Source organism: Citrobacter sp. H12-3-2 (assembly GCF_009649895.1).
Lineage (GTDB): Bacteria > Pseudomonadota > Gammaproteobacteria > Enterobacterales > Enterobacteriaceae > Citrobacter > Citrobacter portucalensis.
On record NZ_CP045837.1, the window covers coordinates 1,019,551 to 1,035,703 of the forward strand.

11 protein-coding genes are annotated in these 16,153 nt (G+C 52.6%); 9 read left to right on the forward strand and 2 right to left on the reverse strand.

What is annotated here, in order from left to right; all coding sequences use genetic code 11:
- Positions 1–59: 59 nt before the first annotated feature.
- A complete protein-coding gene (locus tag GHC22_RS04935; protein WP_153752347.1) occupies positions 60–1,202 on the forward strand; it encodes a glycerate kinase in 1,143 nt (380 codons plus the stop codon).
- A 127-nt stretch (positions 1,203–1,329) separates the two neighbouring features.
- On the opposite strand, the gene barA is transcribed toward GHC22_RS04935, so the two are convergent.
- Positions 1,330–4,086 carry a two-component sensor histidine kinase BarA gene (gene barA, locus GHC22_RS04940; RefSeq protein ID WP_153752349.1) on the reverse strand — a complete coding sequence of 919 codons (2,757 nt, stop codon included), beginning with the start codon at positions 4,084–4,086 and terminating at the stop codon, positions 1,330–1,332.
- A gap of 57 nt (positions 4,087–4,143) precedes the next feature.
- Between barA and rlmD the strand changes: the two genes are divergently transcribed.
- The 5 genes from rlmD to eno all read left to right on the forward strand — a co-directional run bounded on the left by rlmD (position 4,144) and on the right by eno (position 12,072).
- A complete protein-coding gene (gene rlmD, locus GHC22_RS04945; protein ID WP_008785684.1) occupies positions 4,144–5,442 on the forward strand; it encodes a 23S rRNA (uracil(1939)-C(5))-methyltransferase RlmD in 1,299 nt (432 codons plus the stop codon).
- 100 nt (positions 5,443–5,542) lie between these two features.
- On the forward strand, positions 5,543–7,777 hold the full coding sequence (gene relA / locus GHC22_RS04950; protein WP_003825690.1) for a GTP diphosphokinase: 2,235 nt from the start codon (positions 5,543–5,545) through the stop codon (positions 7,775–7,777).
- A gap of 130 nt (positions 7,778–7,907) precedes the next feature.
- Complete coding sequence (gene mazG / locus GHC22_RS04955; protein ID WP_003825693.1) at positions 7,908–8,699, forward strand: nucleoside triphosphate pyrophosphohydrolase; 792 nt, start codon at positions 7,908–7,910, stop codon at positions 8,697–8,699.
- A 349-nt stretch (positions 8,700–9,048) separates the two neighbouring features.
- A complete protein-coding gene (gene pyrG / locus GHC22_RS04960; protein WP_008785683.1) occupies positions 9,049–10,686 on the forward strand; it encodes a glutamine hydrolyzing CTP synthase in 1,638 nt (545 codons plus the stop codon).
- A gap of 87 nt (positions 10,687–10,773) precedes the next feature.
- Positions 10,774–12,072 (forward strand): phosphopyruvate hydratase, encoded by a 1,299-nt coding sequence (eno, locus tag GHC22_RS04965; RefSeq protein ID WP_003034129.1) that lies wholly within the window; start codon positions 10,774–10,776, stop codon positions 12,070–12,072.
- 55 nt (positions 12,073–12,127) lie between these two features.
- Here the strand turns inward: eno and GHC22_RS04970 are convergent, their stop codons facing one another.
- The gene (locus tag GHC22_RS04970) at positions 12,128–12,952 is read right to left on the reverse strand and encodes a MurR/RpiR family transcriptional regulator (RefSeq protein ID WP_057068337.1); all 825 of its coding nucleotides are present in this window, start codon (positions 12,950–12,952) and stop codon (positions 12,128–12,130) included.
- A 165-nt stretch (positions 12,953–13,117) separates the two neighbouring features.
- Here GHC22_RS04970 and GHC22_RS04975 point away from each other — a divergent pair, with 165 nt between their 5' ends.
- The 3 genes from GHC22_RS04975 (at position 13,118) to queE (ending at position 16,106) form a co-directional block, all read left to right on the forward strand.
- Positions 13,118–14,674, forward strand: a complete 1,557-nt coding sequence (locus GHC22_RS04975; RefSeq protein WP_057068342.1) for a maltose/glucose-specific PTS transporter subunit IIC — start codon at positions 13,118–13,120, stop codon at positions 14,672–14,674.
- A complete protein-coding gene (locus GHC22_RS04980) occupies positions 14,674–15,363 on the forward strand; it encodes an N-acetylmannosamine-6-phosphate 2-epimerase (protein WP_008785681.1) in 690 nt (229 codons plus the stop codon). The genes GHC22_RS04975 and GHC22_RS04980 overlap by 1 nt, the downstream gene beginning before the upstream one ends.
- A 71-nt stretch (positions 15,364–15,434) precedes the next feature.
- A complete protein-coding gene (gene queE, locus GHC22_RS04985) occupies positions 15,435–16,106 on the forward strand; it encodes a 7-carboxy-7-deazaguanine synthase QueE (RefSeq protein WP_153752351.1) in 672 nt (223 codons plus the stop codon).
- Positions 16,107–16,153: the final 47 nt, after the last annotated feature.

Genomic DNA, 16,153 nt, shown 5'->3' on the forward strand with positions numbered 1-16,153 from the left:
AGTGAGCGGTTTTGCTCCTGGTGTATGCTTAACATAATCAACATGCGTAAGGATGCTTTATGAAAATAGTAATCGCACCCGATTCCTATAAGGAAAGTTTGAGTGCGCTTGGGGTGGCAACGGCTATAGAGCTGGGGTTTCGTGAGATCTGGCCCGATGCGGATTACGTGAAGATTCCGGTTGCAGATGGCGGTGAAGGAACGGTCGAAGCGATGGTTGCCGCAACGCAAGGTCACCTTGTGCATGTTGATGTTACCGGCCCTTTGGGCAACACAATTCAGGCATTTTATGGTTTATCTGGTGATGAGCGCTCGGCGTTTATCGAAATGGCGGCCGCCAGCGGACTGGAACAGGTTCCTGTGGGGTTACGCGATCCGCTGAAAACGACATCCTGGGGAACCGGGGAGTTAATTCGTCATGCGCTGGACGCTGGCGTTGAGCATATCATCATTGGGATTGGCGGTAGCGCCACCAATGATGGCGGTGCCGGGATGGTGCAAGCGCTGGGAGCAAAACTGCTGGATGCGCAAAATAACGAAATTGCGCAAGGCGGAATCGGTCTGGAATCTCTGTCCCAGATTGATATTTCTCAGTTAGACAGCCGTCTTGCCGGGTGCCTTATAGAAGTGGCTTGCGATGTGACCAACCCGTTGACTGGAAAAGAGGGCGCATCTGCGGTTTTTGGTCCGCAAAAAGGGGCGACGCCGGAGATGATTACCCGCCTGGATCGGGCGCTCACGCACTATGCGCGACTTATTGCCCGCGATCTGGACGTCAACGTGCTGGATCTGGCCGGTGGTGGTGCGGCGGGTGGTATGGGGGCGGCGCTGTATGCGTTTTGCGGCGCACAGTTACGCTGCGGTATTGAGATAGTGACCGATGCGTTACACCTTGATGCCTGCGTTGCGGATGCGGATTTAGTGGTCACAGGTGAAGGGCGCATTGATAGTCAGACCATTCACGGTAAGGTTCCGGTTGGCGTGGCGAAGGTCGCAAAGCGTTACAACAAGCCGGTTATCGGTATCGCAGGTAGCCTGACGGCCGATGTCGGTGTGGTCCACGAGCATGGGCTGGATGCGGTTTTCAGTGTCATCTATACCATCTGTACCCTGGATGAGGCGCTGAAGAACGCGAGCGACAACGTACGAATGACGGCGCGAAACGTAGCCGCAACGCTTAAAGCAGGGCAGCAATTACGCTGAGTTGTAGGTCGTATAAGGCGTTTACGCCGCATTCGGCGATGTGCCCGATGCGCGACGCTTATCGGGCCTACGGTAAACAGCGAAACCTGTAGACCGGATAAGGCGTTTACGCCGCATCCGGCGAATATCACCCCAATATCCGTTTCGCTTCGCGCGCAACGTTGTCCATTTCATCCAGAAGCTCTAAAAATTCAGGTTCCAGCTCTTCTTCTTTGGTTCCACTGCGTAGCTGTTGTTCAATGAGCTGACACAGGTTTTTCATGCGGGGGACACCACTATAACCGCAACTACCGTGCAGCTTGTGAATCATATCCACCAGCCCTTCGGGGTTCTCTCCGACCAGTTGCTCTTCGATTTTGTTACGCACCTCAGGCAGAAAATCGATCAGCATTTGCAGCATATCCCGCGCCAAATCGTTCTTACCCGCGGCTTGCCTTAATGCCAGTTGCCAGTCGAGCGTCGTGTTCGGATTGACGACCGGCTCAAGAGGTTCTGCGGTGAGTGCCCGCAGCGATGTGCTTGCGCCCGGTTTGTAACGTAACAGCAGATTATGCAGCTTATCTTCCTCGATAGGCTTCGCCAGGTAATCGTTCATCCCGGCGCTGAGCAGCTTCTCTTTCTGCCCGGCCATGGCGTGTGCGGTGACCGCAATGACCGGTGTCTGCTGTTGATGAGGAAGCTGGTGGATCAGTTCGCAGGCACGAATACCGTCCATGTCTGGCATCTGAATATCCATCAGGATCAGGTCAAACGGCATTTGTCTGGCGCGATCCACCGCCTGATGCCCGCTGTCACAGAGCACGACGTGCTGGACCTTATCTTCCAGCAATGCGCCAATCAGCTTGAGGTTCGCCGGGTTGTCGTCTACCGCCATAACAGTCATCGCAATTTTGCTTTCATCTATCAGCAGCGGATCCGCGCTGTGGTTCAGCTGACAATACTCTGTCAGCGCGGGCAGTAAGCGGGTTGAGGTGAGAGGTTTCAACAGACACGCCGCCGCGCCGCCCTGTTTCAATTTCTCAGCATTAATTTGTGCATGACAAGGCAAGGCTAGCAACAGGAAGTCGGTCATCGCTGCTGCGCTTGCCAGCCGCTCATGCTGCATGGTGAGTGGTTCGCGCAAAGTGACCGGAATGCCCAGCAACAGAATGTCGTAGTGCTCCGCTGGCAACCCGGAGAACGAAGGGCTGTAAATCACCTCCAGCGGTGTTTCACTCAAGATATCTAACGTGCATTGTGCGGCGGTGGCGTTAGGTTCGACGTAGGCCAATCGTTTACCGGCAAGGCATCGGGTTGTCGAACGATCAATAAGCACGTTAGGGTTGAGATCGAGGCTGATATGGAACCAGAACGTGGAACCCCGATTAGGTTGGCTGTGGAAGGAGATATCCCCACCCATTTCGTTGACCAGTTTTTGCGTAATGACCAGACCTAGCCCGGTTCCGCCATGACGCCGGGAAATACTGGCATCCGCCTGACGGAAAGCCTGGAACAGACGGGATTGATCGCGCTCAGGAATACCGATCCCGGTATCGCGGATTTGTACTTCAATTTGCACTTTCGTGTTACTAAGGGCTCGCTTCTCGACCAGAATGTCGATGTTGCCGCCTTCGGTAAATTTGATGGCGTTGCCGACCAGATTGGTGATCACCTGCTGTAAACGCAGCGGGTCACCGATGACGTTGTCCGGTACGTCATTCTTAATATTCAGCGTCAGCTCAAGCCCTTTATCATGGGATGAATGCGCTAACAGCGTAACGACGTCATCCAGCGTGCTGCGCAGCGGGAACGGAATGCTTTCCAGAATCAGCTTGCCCGCCTCAAGTTTGGAGAAGTCGAGTACATCATTGATGATGGCCAGCAGATTGTTAGCCGAGCGTTCAATGGTATTCAGGTGATCGCGCTGTGTGGTGTTGAGTTCGGTTTTTAGTGTCAGACGGGTGAAGCCAATCACGCCATTCAGCGGTGTTCGCAGCTCGTGGGACATGTTTGCCAGAAACTCAGACTTAATACGTGCCGCTTCCTGGGCGCGTTTCTTCGCCAGATCCAGCTCGACGTTCTGGATTTCCATCTGCTCCAGCGTTTCGCGCAGGTCAGAGGTGGCCTGATCGATGTTGTGCTGCATCTCTTCATGGTAGGCTGCGAGAGACATAGCCATCGAGTTGATGCCATTTTTGAGCATATCCAGCTCGCCCAGCATGAAACCTTCCACGCGGCTGTCGAGCTGTCCTCTACGTATTCGGTCAACGGTATTCACCATATTGCGAATCGGGCCGGTCACGTCGCGCATTAGACGCCAGCCGAAAATTAACGCAATACCAATACAAAACAGCATCATTACGCTGGAGATAAAGATCTCTTTGTACTGCTGCAATCGTACGGACTTAAGGTCCAGCTCAAGCGCCACATACCCCAGCATATTTTTGGTGTTTTTGGCGTCGCTTACGGCGGATTCATCCGGTGAATAGCTTTCCGATATAATAGGGGTTCGCAGGATCATGATATCCCCGTGCCGGGTGACGCTCAGCTTCCGGGGAAACGGTGAACCTGTCGCCAACTGCATTTCAGACGGATCGAGATGAAAATTAGAGGTGACGAATAGTCGGTTATTTTCGTCATAAACAGAAATTGCCCGCACGATATCGGAATGGCGACGATGCAGCACGCTGATAAGCTGGCCGATGGATTCCCTGTTTTGCAGGTTCATGCCATATTCGCTGGAGACCGCGAGTGGTTCAATGATGCTGGCACCAGCATCTTCCAGTTGACGCTGCAAGTCGTTATAGCGATGCACAACAAAAAAGATACTGAGCAACAAACCTATCAGGACGGTCGGGGCCAGGATCAGAATCATCATGCGTGCGCGCAGGCTGTAGTTGGTCATGGAGTTCCGTTATGGGACAATTAGGGTCACACTGTTAAATAGAGAAATATCTCGTCGATGGCGCAATTCTACTCTGCAAAACGACGCGTGACGACGCGTCAGATCATAACCGTTACCGTCAATGACCTCGATCCTTTTGGTCAGGGCGTCGCTCGCCATAACGGAAAGGCGTTGTTTATACCGGAATTGCTACCCCAGGAAAGCGCCGAGGTGGTGATTACCGAAGATAAAAAACAGTTTGCCCGCGCGCAAGTAAAACGACGTTTAAACGACAGCCCACAGCGTGAAGTGCCACGTTGCCCGCATTTTGGCGTGTGCGGCGGTTGCCAGCAGCAGCATGCCAGCATCTCATTGCAGCAGCGTAGCAAAAGCGCGGCGTTGTCGCGTTTAATGAAATGTGAGGTGTCGGATGTTATAGCAGATGCCCCGTGGGGCTATCGTCGTCGCGCGCGTTTGAGTCTGAACTATCGGCCAAAAGAACAAAAATTGCAGATGGGGTTTCGCAAATCCGGTTCCAGCGACATTATCGATGTCAAACAATGCCCTATTTTGGTGCCCCAGCTTGAGGCGTTATTGCCCCATCTCAGAGCGTGTCTGGAAAGTCTGCAAGGGTTACGCCATCTTGGCCATGTCGAACTGGTGCAGGCGGGAAGCGGAACCCTGATGATTTTGCGCCACACGGCGCCATTGAGTGCTGCGGATAAAGAAAAACTGGAATGCTTTTCGCATTCTCAGGGGCTGTCTTTGTTTCTGGCCCCGCAAAGCGAGATACTGGAATCAATATCAGAAGAATCGCCCTGGTATGATTCAAATGGACTACGGTTAACCTTCAGCCCGCGCGATTTTATTCAGGTCAATGAAGGGGTAAACCAACAAATGGTCGCCCGTGCGCTGGAATGGCTCGATGTGCAACCTGAAGATCGTGTACTCGATCTGTTCTGTGGCATGGGAAATTTTACCCTACCGCTGGCAACTCGGGCAGCAAGCGTGGTTGGCGTAGAAGGTGTTCCTGCGTTGGTGGAAAAAGGCCGAGAAAACGCGCTGAATAACGGATTACACAATGTGACATTCTTTCATGAAAACCTTGAGGAAGATGTTACCCGACAGCCGTGGGCGAAAAACGGATTCGACAAAGTATTGCTTGATCCTGCGCGTGCGGGGGCTGCAGGTGTGATGCAACATATTATAAAATTAGAACCTATACGCGTTGTTTATGTATCCTGTAACCCAGCAACGCTGGCTCGTGACAGCGATGCTTTGCTCAACGCTGGATACGCCATACGGCGACTGGCGATGCTCGATATGTTTCCGCACACTGGACACCTGGAATCAATGGTCCTGTTTGAGCGTTTGTAATGAATTTTGTACCCATTGGATTTCGGGTTGTAATGCAGCATGAAAGACAATGGGTAGGGCTTGTCGACTTCGACAGGCCTGGCCCCTTAAGGAGAGGACAATGGTTGCGGTAAGAAGTGCACATATAAATAAAGCTGGTGAGTTTGATCCAAAGAAATGGATCGCGAGTCTGGGGATCTCCAGCCAGCAGTCGTGTGAACGCTTAGCCGAAACCTGGGCGTACTGCCTCCAGCAGACACAGGGGCATCCGGATGCGGATCTGCTGCTGTGGCGTGGCGTGGAGATGGTAGAAATTCTCTCTATGTTGAGCATGGATATCGACACGCTGCGTGCCGCAATGCTGTTCCCTCTGGCTGATGCCAACGTGGTCAGTGAAGACATCCTGCGCGAGAGCGTGGGCAAATCCATTGTTCATCTTATCCACGGTGTGCGTGATATGGCGGCAATACGCCAGCTTAAAGCCACGCATACCGATTCAGTTTCTTCCGAGCAGGTCGATAACGTCCGTCGCATGCTGCTGGCAATGGTGGATGACTTCCGCTGTGTGGTCATCAAGCTGGCAGAGCGGATTGCCCATCTGCGTGAAGTGAAAGATGCGCCGGAAGATGAACGCGTTCTGGCGGCAAAAGAGTGCACCAATATCTATGCACCGCTGGCCAACCGTTTGGGAATCGGGCAATTAAAATGGGAGCTGGAAGATTATTGCTTCCGTTATCTGCACCCGGCTGAATACAAACGCATAGCCAAGCTGCTGCATGAACGTCGTATCGACAGGGAACATTACATTGATGAGTTCGTCGGTCATTTGCGCTCAGAGATGAAAACGGAAGGCGTCAAAGCCGAAGTGTATGGACGTCCGAAGCATATCTACAGCATCTGGCGCAAAATGCAGAAAAAGCAGTTGGCCTTCGATGAACTGTTCGATGTACGCGCAGTGCGTATCGTGGCAGAGCGTTTACAGGACTGCTATGCCGCACTCGGGATAGTACATACTCACTATCGCCATCTGCCGGATGAGTTCGATGATTACGTTGCTAATCCGAAACCCAATGGCTACCAGTCAATCCATACGGTTGTACTGGGGCCGGGCGGGAAAACCATCGAAATTCAGATCCGTACCAAACAGATGCACGAAGATGCCGAACTGGGCGTCGCGGCGCACTGGAAGTACAAAGAGGGCACCGCTTCAGGCGCGGCGCGTTCTGGTCATGAAGATCGCATTGCGTGGCTGCGTAAGCTGATTGCCTGGCAGGAAGAGATGGCGGATTCCGGTGAAATGCTGGATGAAGTCCGTAGCCAGGTCTTTGATGACCGCGTGTACGTCTTTACGCCAAAAGGCGACGTTGTAGACTTACCTGCGGGCTCCACGCCGCTCGATTTTGCTTACCACATTCATAGCGATGTGGGGCATCGATGCATTGGCGCGAAAATTGGCGGGCGCATCGTACCGTTTACCTACCAGCTGCAGATGGGCGATCAAATTGAAATTATCACCCAGAAACAGCCAAACCCAAGCCGCGACTGGCTGAATCCTAACCTTGGCTACGTAACCACCAGTCGTGGGCGTTCGAAGATCCACGCCTGGTTCCGTAAACAGGACCGCGACAAAAACATCCTTGCTGGTCGCCAGATCCTCGACGATGAGCTGGCGCATTTAGGTATCAGCCTGAAAGAGGCGGAAAAACACCTGCTGCCGCGCTACAGCTTCAATGAGCTGGACGAGTTGCTGGCGGCGATTGGCGGAGGAGACATCCGCCTCAACCAAATGGTGAACTTCCTGCAGGCGCAGTTTAATAAGCCCAGTGCTGCCGAACAGGATGCCGCCGCGCTGAAACAGCTTCAGCAGAAAACGCAGGCACCGCAGAGTCGTCGTAAAGACGACGGTCGTGTGGTGGTGGAAGGGGTAGGTAACCTGATGCACCACATCGCCCGCTGCTGCCAGCCGATTCCAGGCGATGAGATTGTCGGGTTTATTACCCAGGGACGCGGTATTTCCGTGCACCGGGCGGATTGTGAACAGCTGGCTGAGCTGCGCTCCCATGCGCCGGAACGTATTGTTGATGCGGTCTGGGGCGAAAGCTACTCGGCAGGATATTCGCTGGTGGTTCGAGTCCAGGCCAACGATCGCAGCGGCTTGTTACGTGATATCACCACGATTCTCGCCAACGAGAAGGTGAACGTGCTGGGAGTTGCCAGCCGAAGTGATACCAAACAACAGCTGGCCACCATCGATATGACCATCGAAATTTATAACCTGCAGGTGCTCGGGCGCGTGCTCGGCAAGCTGAACCAGGTACCGGATGTGATCGACGCACGTCGCTTGCACGGTAATTAATGATTTTGTAGGCCGGATAACCTTGTAGGCCTGATAAGACGCGTTAGCGTTGCCATCAGGCATTGCTATGTTGCCGGATGTCGGCTATCGCCTTATCCGGTCTACTGTATTGAAATTTCAGGATATCCCAATGAATCAAATCGACCGACTGCTCGGTATTATGCAGCGCCTGCGCGACCCGGAAAACGGCTGTCCGTGGGACAAAGAGCAGACATTCTCCACTATTGCCCCTTACACCCTCGAAGAAACCTATGAAGTGCTGGACGCGATTGCGCGTGAAGACTTTGACGATCTGCGCGGAGAGCTGGGCGACCTGCTGTTCCAGGTGGTGTTTTACGCCCAGATGGCGCAGGAAGAAGGACGCTTCAACTTTGATGATATTTGTGCTGCGATTAGCGATAAGCTTGAACGCCGTCATCCACATGTTTTTGCTGATGTTTCTGCCAGTAACAGTACTGAGGTTTTGACCCGTTGGGAAAAAATCAAAAGTGAAGAACGCGCCCAGAAGGCACAGCATTCCGCACTCGACGATATTCCCCGCAGTTTACCGGCATTAATGCGCGCCCAAAAAATCCAGAAACGCTGCTCAAATGTTGGCTTCGACTGGAAAACGTTAGGACCGGTTGTCGACAAGGTTTACGAAGAGATCGACGAAGTCATGTTTGAGGCTAAGCAGGCTGTTGTCGACCAGGCTAAACTGGAGGAGGAAATGGGCGATCTGCTGTTTGCTACGGTTAATATGGCCCGGCATTTAGGCACTAAAGCAGAGACCGCATTGCAGAAAGCGAACGAGAAGTTTGAGCGGCGTTTTCGTGAAGTTGAGCGAATTGTGGCTTCGCGCGGTTTGGAAATGACTGGTGTTGATCTGGAAACTATGGAAGAAGTCTGGCAACAGGTAAAACGGCAGGAAATTGATCTCTAAGGGATTTCGTCGGTCAAGGGCGATTTGTGTGATTTTTTAAATAACAAGCGCTTGATTTACGTCAAAAACATTTACCCAAAAGGGGCTATTTTCTCTTCCCGTTATGTTGATGAAACACCTTGTATACTGCCTCTTCGAGTTATTCGAGTCGCAACAAGGCGGCGACTGAAAGAATCCCAGGAACATAGAAATGCTATGTGACTGGGGTGAGTGAAGGAAGCCAACACCGGTGCGGCTTGAAGAACGAAGGAGAGGGGATAATGAAAGTTTGTGGCGCTCGCCATGTTCGGGTATACTACTTTCCCGTCTTGGTAATTCCATCGTTTCACCCTAACTTCTCAGGTCCAGCATGACAACGAACTATATTTTTGTGACCGGCGGGGTCGTATCCTCTCTGGGAAAAGGCATTGCCGCAGCCTCCCTGGCAGCCATTCTTGAAGCCCGTGGCCTCAATGTAACCATGATGAAACTGGATCCGTACATCAACGTCGATCCAGGTACTATGAGCCCAATCCAACACGGGGAAGTGTTCGTTACCGAAGACGGCGCTGAAACCGACCTGGACCTGGGTCACTATGAGCGTTTCATTCGTACCAAAATGAGCCGCCGCAACAACTTCACTACGGGTCGTATCTACTCCGACGTTCTGCGTAAAGAGCGCCGTGGCGACTACCTGGGCGCAACAGTTCAGGTTATCCCGCACATCACGAATGCCATTAAAGAGCGCGTTCTGGAAGGCGGTGAAGGTCATGATGTTGTTCTGGTCGAAATCGGCGGAACCGTTGGGGATATCGAATCTCTGCCGTTCCTTGAAGCGATTCGCCAGATGGCCGTAGAAATTGGCCGTGAGCACACGCTGTTTATGCATCTGACGCTGGTTCCGTACATGGCGGCGGCTGGTGAAGTCAAAACTAAACCGACTCAGCACTCTGTAAAAGAGCTGCTTTCTATCGGTATTCAGCCAGATATCCTGATTTGCCGCTCCGATCGCGCAGTTCCGGCTAATGAACGTGCAAAAATTGCATTGTTCTGTAACGTTCCGGAAAAAGCGGTGATTTCTCTGAAAGATGTCGATTCCATCTATAAAATCCCGGGCCTGTTGAAATCTCAGGGCCTTGACGATTATATTTGTAAACGATTCAGCTTGAACTGTCCGGAAGCTAATCTGTCAGAATGGGAACAGGTTATCTACGAAGAAGCGAATCCGGCAGGCGAAGTGACTATCGGTATGGTCGGCAAGTACATTGAACTGCCGGATGCCTATAAGTCAGTTATCGAAGCGCTGAAGCACGGTGGTCTGAAGAATCGTGTCACCGTCAACATCAAGCTGATCGATTCGCAAGATGTCGAAACGCGTGGCGTTGAGATCCTGAAAGGTCTTGATGCAATCCTGATCCCAGGCGGCTTCGGCTACCGTGGTGTTGAAGGTAAAATCGCGACGGCGCGCTTTGCGCGTGAGAACAATATTCCTTATCTGGGCATTTGCCTGGGTATGCAGGTTGCGTTGATTGAGTTTGCACGTAACGTAGTGGGTATGGATAACGCCAACTCCACGGAATTTGTGCCAGACTGTAAGTACCCGGTGGTGGCCCTGATTACCGAATGGCGCGATGAAGACGGCAACGTCGAAATCCGTACCGAGAAGAGCGATCTGGGTGGCACAATGCGCCTTGGCGCGCAGCAGTGTCAGTTGAGCGACGATAGCCTGGTTCGTCAACTGTACGGCGCGCCGACAATTGTTGAACGCCATCGCCACCGTTACGAAGTCAACAATATGCTGTTGAAACAGATTGAAGCTGCGGGTCTGCGTATTGCAGGCCGTTCCGGTGATGATCAGTTGGTCGAGATCATTGAGGTACCGAATCATCCGTGGTTCGTGGCCTGTCAGTTCCACCCGGAATTTACTTCCACGCCACGTGATGGGCACCCGCTGTTTGCCGGCTTTGTGAAAGCCGCCAGTGAACATCAGAAGCGTCAGGCGAAGTAAGAAGTAAATAAGTTAGAACGGCAATGCACCCATTAGGGTGCATTGTTTGTCTGGAGTTTTAGTTTAACTTGTACTGAGGAAAATCTAATGTCCAAAATCGTTAAAATCATCGGTCGTGAAATCATCGACTCCCGTGGTAACCCGACTGTTGAAGCCGAAGTACACCTGGAAGGTGGTTTCGTTGGTATGGCAGCAGCTCCGTCAGGTGCTTCTACTGGTTCCCGCGAAGCACTGGAACTGCGCGATGGCGACAAATCCCGTTTCATGGGTAAAGGCGTACTGAAAGCTGTTGCAGCTGTTAACGGCCCAATTGCTCAGGCTCTGCTGGGTAAAGATGCTAAAGATCAGGCTGGCATCGACAAGATCATGATCGATCTGGACGGTACTGAAAACAAATCCAACTTCGGTGCAAACGCCATCCTGGCTGTGTCCCTGGCGAACGCCAAAGCAGCAGCAGCAGCAAAAGGCCTGCCGCTGTATGCACACATCGCTGAACTGAACGGTACTCCGGGTAAATACTCCATGCCGGTTCCGATGATGAACATCATCAACGGTGGTGAGCACGCTGACAACAACGTCGACATCCAGGAATTCATGATTCAGCCGGTTGGCGCTAAGACTCTGAAAGAAGCCGTTCGTATGGGTTCTGAAGTGTTCCACAACCTGGCTAAGGTTCTGAAAGCTAAAGGTATGAACACTGCAGTTGGTGACGAAGGTGGCTACGCGCCGAACCTGGGTTCCAACGCTGAAGCTCTGGCTGTAATCGCTGAAGCGGTTAAAGCAGCTGGCTACGAGCTGGGCAAAGACATCACCCTGGCGATGGACTGTGCAGCTTCTGAATTCTACAAAGACGGTAAATACGTTCTGGCTGGCGAAGGCAACAAAGCATTCACCTCCGAAGAATTCACTCACTTCCTGGAAGAACTGACCAAACAGTACCCGATCGTGTCCATCGAAGATGGTCTGGACGAGTCTGACTGGGACGGTTTCGCATACCAGACTAAAGTACTGGGCGACAAAATCCAGCTGGTTGGTGACGATCTGTTCGTAACTAACACCAAGATCCTGAAAGAAGGCATCGAAAAAGGCATCGTTAACTCCATCCTGATCAAATTCAACCAGATCGGTTCTCTGACCGAAACTCTGGCTGCGATCAAAATGGCGAAAGACGCTGGCTACACCGCTGTCATCTCTCACCGCTCTGGCGAAACTGAAGACGCTACCATCGCTGACCTGGCTGTTGGTACCGCTGCAGGCCAGATCAAAACTGGTTCTATGAGCCGTTCTGACCGCGTTGCTAAGTACAACCAGCTGATTCGTATCGAAGAAGCTCTGGGTGAACAAGCACCGTACAACGGTCGTAAAGAGATCAAAGGTCAGGCGTAATCCTGTTCTTTAACTCTTAACGTAAAAACCCGCTGCGGCGGGTTTTTTTATGCTCTTAAAGCAGTAGAGGAAGGGTCGCGCTGGCGGTTTGCTGGCTCACATTACTGTACTTTTCATCCAGAGCAATCAGCGACGTAGTCAGTAGTTCTACCAACAGCATCACTCCCACCTTGGCGTTTAGCGCGCCAGCACTCAACGGACCTTCTGGTTTGGCTGCGACCAGTTGAATATCACTCAGCGAAGCCAACGGGCTGCGCGGCGTATTACTTAACGCCAGTACGCGCACGCCTTGCTTACGCGCCAGTTTAACGACATGCAGTAGATCGCGCGTCGAACCTGAACTGGAAATCGCTACCACCAGCGTGTCTTTGTTAAGCGTTGCGGCGTTCATGGCTGCACGATGCATGTCACTGAACAATTGTGCAGGTTTGCCGAGGCGCAGGAGTTTGTAATGTAAATACTCACCCAGAATAGCGCTGGCCGCTACGCCATAAATCTGTACCGACTGGGCCTGATGCAGCGCCAAAGCGGCGGATTCCAGTAATGTCCTGTCGAGTAATTTTGCTGTGTCCTGTAGCGCTTGTACGGATTCATTGACCACATTGTCAATCTCATCTCCGCTGTGCTCTACCGGCTGTCCTTGCTGGAGATCGAGTGCCAGCGCCATTTTGAATTCGTTATAACCCTTACACCCTAGTGCGCGGCACAGACGTGTGACGCTCGCCTCGCTGGTGTCGCTTTCACGCGCCAGTTCGGTAATCGTCAGGTAGACAACTTTTGCCGGATCGCTGAGCACAAACTCTCCCAGCTTCTGCTGTGTTCGGCTATATCCGTCAACGCCCTGGCGCAATCTCAGCAGCAGGTTTTCATTTTCTGACATGCAAAATCCTTAATGCGTTTCTCTGTTGATAGTGTGGCGGAAAGCAGGGGAGAGATGCCAGTCATTTTAAAAAAGTATGATCGGCTTCCTGGATTTTGATGAAAATTTTCATTATTAATATTAAATATGGTAAAAATTTTCATCATTAATCGGAGAGATGAAAAAATGATGCAAATGTTTAGCGGCGCTTCATCGGGCGCATGGTTCGAAAAGGCACAGCGGTTCGGCAAATCGTTCATGCTGCCGATTGCGGTACTGCCCGCTGCGGGGCTGTTGTTAGGGATTGGCGGCGCGCTGTCGAATCCAAACACATTGACTGCTTATCCGTTTTTGGACGTTGACTGGTTACAGGCAATCTTCACGATCATGACCAGCGCAGGTTCTATTGTGTTTGCCAACCTGTCGGTGCTCTTTGCGGTGGGTGTTGCAGTAGGACTGGCTAAAACGGATAAAGGCACCGCTGGGCTTGCGGCATTGCTGGCATTTCTGGTGATGAACGCCACCATCAACGCTTTATTGACGCTCAACGGAACGCTGGCACACGAGAATCCCGGTGCCGTAGGCCAGGGGATGACGCTGGGTATTCAGACACTGGAAACGGGTGTGTTCGGTGGGGTGGTGATTGGGCTTGTCACCTGCGCGCTGCATAGCCGTTTCAATAAAGTCTCATTACCTCAGTTCCTTGGTTTCTTCAGCGGTTCGCGCTTTGTACCGATTATTAGCTCCCTTGCCGCGATTGTCGTGGGTGCGGTCATGACGGTGGTTTGGCCGCATTTCCAGAAACTCATTTTTGGACTGGGAGGTCTGGTGGATGCGACAGGCTATCTGGGGACGCTGTTGTACGGCTTCATCCTGCGTATGCTTGGCCCACTGGGGTTACACCATATCTTCTATTTGCCGTTCTGGACGACGGCGCTTGGCGGTAGTGAAATCGTCAACGGCCAGTTAGTTGAAGGTACGCAGCGTATTTTCTTCGCGCAACTTGCCGATCCGAATACGCAGCAGTTCTATGCGGGCACCTCGCGCTTTATGTCAGGGCGCTTCATCACCATGATGTTTGGCCTGCTTGGCGCATGTCTGGCGATGTACCACACCGCCAAGCCTGAGAACAGAAAACTTGTTGCTGGTCTGCTGTTGTCAGCGGCCCTGACCTCTTTCCTGACAGGGATCACTGAGCCTATCGAGTTCTCATTCCTGTTTGTCGCACCCGTGTTATACGTCATTCACGCCTTCTTCGATGGTCTGGCGTTTATGATCGCGCATATTTTACATATCACCATCGGGCAAACCTTTTCGGGTGGGCTTATCGATTTCCTCCTCTTCGGCGTGCTACAGGGGGAAGCTAAAACCAACTGGATGTACGTCCCCATGGTGGGGATCCCGTGGTTCTTCCTTTACTACTTCACCTTCCGCTATTTGATTAACCGCTTTAACTGGTTGACGCCTGGTCGTGAAAACGCAGCACCGACTGAATCCGGCCTGCCGCAAAGTGAGCGTGCTGCGGCCGTAATTACTGGGCTGGGAGGCAAAGAGAATCTGGAAGAGGTGGACTGTTGCGCCACACGTCTACGCGTGACGGTGAAAGAGAGCAGCAAGGTCGATGAAGCGGCGCTGAAAGCGACCGGGGCCCGTGGCGTAATTATTCGCGGCAACGGGGTTCAGGTGATTTATGGCCCGCATGTCACCATCATTAAAAACGAAGTCGAAGAGATCTTATCGTAATGAAAACTGTACTGGATTCCCTGAAAGGTCAATTAATTGTCTCCTGTCAGGCGCTGGAAAATGAGCCCCTGCACAGCCCGTTTATTATGTCACGTATGGCGCTGGCGGCAGCGCAGGGCGGTGCGGTAGGTATTCGTGCAAACAGCGTGGTGGACATTCGCGCGATCAAAGAGAGCGTCTCCCTGCCGGTGATTGGGATTATCAAGCGTGATTATCCGGGTAGCGATGTGTTTATCACGGCCACTTTGCAGGAAGTCGATGAACTGATGACCGTTGAGCCGGAAATTATTGCTCTGGATGCGACAGCGCGCCCGCGCCCCGGTGGGCAAACGCTGGAAGAACTGGTCACGCAGATCCGTGCTCGCTATCCGTCCGTACTGCTGATGGCGGATATTGCCACCGTAGACGAAGCGGTGACCGCTGAGCGCCTGGGTTTTGACTGCGTGGGCACTACGCTCTACGGCTATACCGCTGACACTGCCGGGCATGTGCTGGCGGAAAACGACTGCGGTTTTTTACGTGATGTGTTGGCTGCGGTCAGTGTACCGGTTGTGGCGGAAGGGAACGTTGATACCCCTGAACGTGCTGCACGATGCCTGGCATTAGGCGCCCATACCGTGGTGGTTGGTGGGGCTATCACGCGCCCGCAGCAGATAACGGCACGCTTTGTCGCAGCGATCGCCTCGTAAAGCATCGATGGGGCATGATACTTTGGCGGGGATCTGCGATAATTATCGTTTATCCCCATATTGAGAGCGCTATGCAGTACCCGATTAACGAGATGTTCCAGACCCTGCAAGGTGAGGGTTACTTTACCGGCGTCCCCGCCATTTTTATTCGTTTACAGGGATGCCCGGTTGGCTGTGCCTGGTGCGATACCAAACACACCTGGGATAAGCTTGAGGATCGGGAAGTCTCCCTGTACAGCATCCTGGCCAAGACCAAAGAAAGCGATAAATGGGGTGCTGCGAGCAGCGAAGATCTGCTGGCGGTCATTTCGCGTCAGGGCTATACCGCCCGTCACGTGGTGATCACCGGTGGCGAGCCCTGCATTCATGACCTGATGTCGCTGACTGACCTGCTGGAAAAGAACGGCTTTAGCTGCCAGATTGAGACCAGCGGCACGCACGAAGTACGCTGTACGCCGAATACCTGGGTGACCGTATCGCCGAAGGTGAATATGCGCGGTGGCTATGATGTGCTGTCACAGGCGCTGGAGCGCGCGAATGAAATCAAGCATCCGGTTGGCCGTGTCCGCGATATTGAAGCGCTGGATGAACTGCTGGCGACGTTGAGTGACGACAAACCGCGAATCATCGCCTTACAGCCAATCAGCCAGAAAGAAGATGCGACGCGTTTGTGCATTGATACCTGTATTGCGCGTAACTGGCGTCTGTCGATGCAGACCCATAAGTATCTGAATATTGCCTGATAACTGTGCCGGGGGCGTTTCGCTTACCCGGCCAGAGTTTGTTGCTC

Coding starts and splice junctions, on each gene's coding strand:
- GHC22_RS04935 (WP_153752347.1), top strand. CDS start 60: ATGAAAATAGTAATCGCACCCGATTCCTATAAGGAAAGTTTGAGTGCG.
- barA (WP_153752349.1), bottom strand. CDS start 4,086: ATGACCAACTACAGCCTGCGCGCACGCATGATGATTCTGATCCTGGCC.
- rlmD (WP_008785684.1), top strand. CDS start 4,144: ATGGCGCAATTCTACTCTGCAAAACGACGCGTGACGACGCGTCAGATC.
- relA (WP_003825690.1), top strand. CDS start 5,543: ATGGTTGCGGTAAGAAGTGCACATATAAATAAAGCTGGTGAGTTTGAT.
- mazG (WP_003825693.1), top strand. CDS start 7,908: ATGAATCAAATCGACCGACTGCTCGGTATTATGCAGCGCCTGCGCGAC.
- pyrG (WP_008785683.1), top strand. CDS start 9,049: ATGACAACGAACTATATTTTTGTGACCGGCGGGGTCGTATCCTCTCTG.
- eno (WP_003034129.1), top strand. CDS start 10,774: ATGTCCAAAATCGTTAAAATCATCGGTCGTGAAATCATCGACTCCCGT.
- GHC22_RS04970 (WP_057068337.1), bottom strand. CDS start 12,952: ATGTCAGAAAATGAAAACCTGCTGCTGAGATTGCGCCAGGGCGTTGAC.
- GHC22_RS04975 (WP_057068342.1), top strand. CDS start 13,118: ATGATGCAAATGTTTAGCGGCGCTTCATCGGGCGCATGGTTCGAAAAG.
- GHC22_RS04980 (WP_008785681.1), top strand. CDS start 14,674: ATGAAAACTGTACTGGATTCCCTGAAAGGTCAATTAATTGTCTCCTGT.
- queE (WP_153752351.1), top strand. CDS start 15,435: ATGCAGTACCCGATTAACGAGATGTTCCAGACCCTGCAAGGTGAGGGT.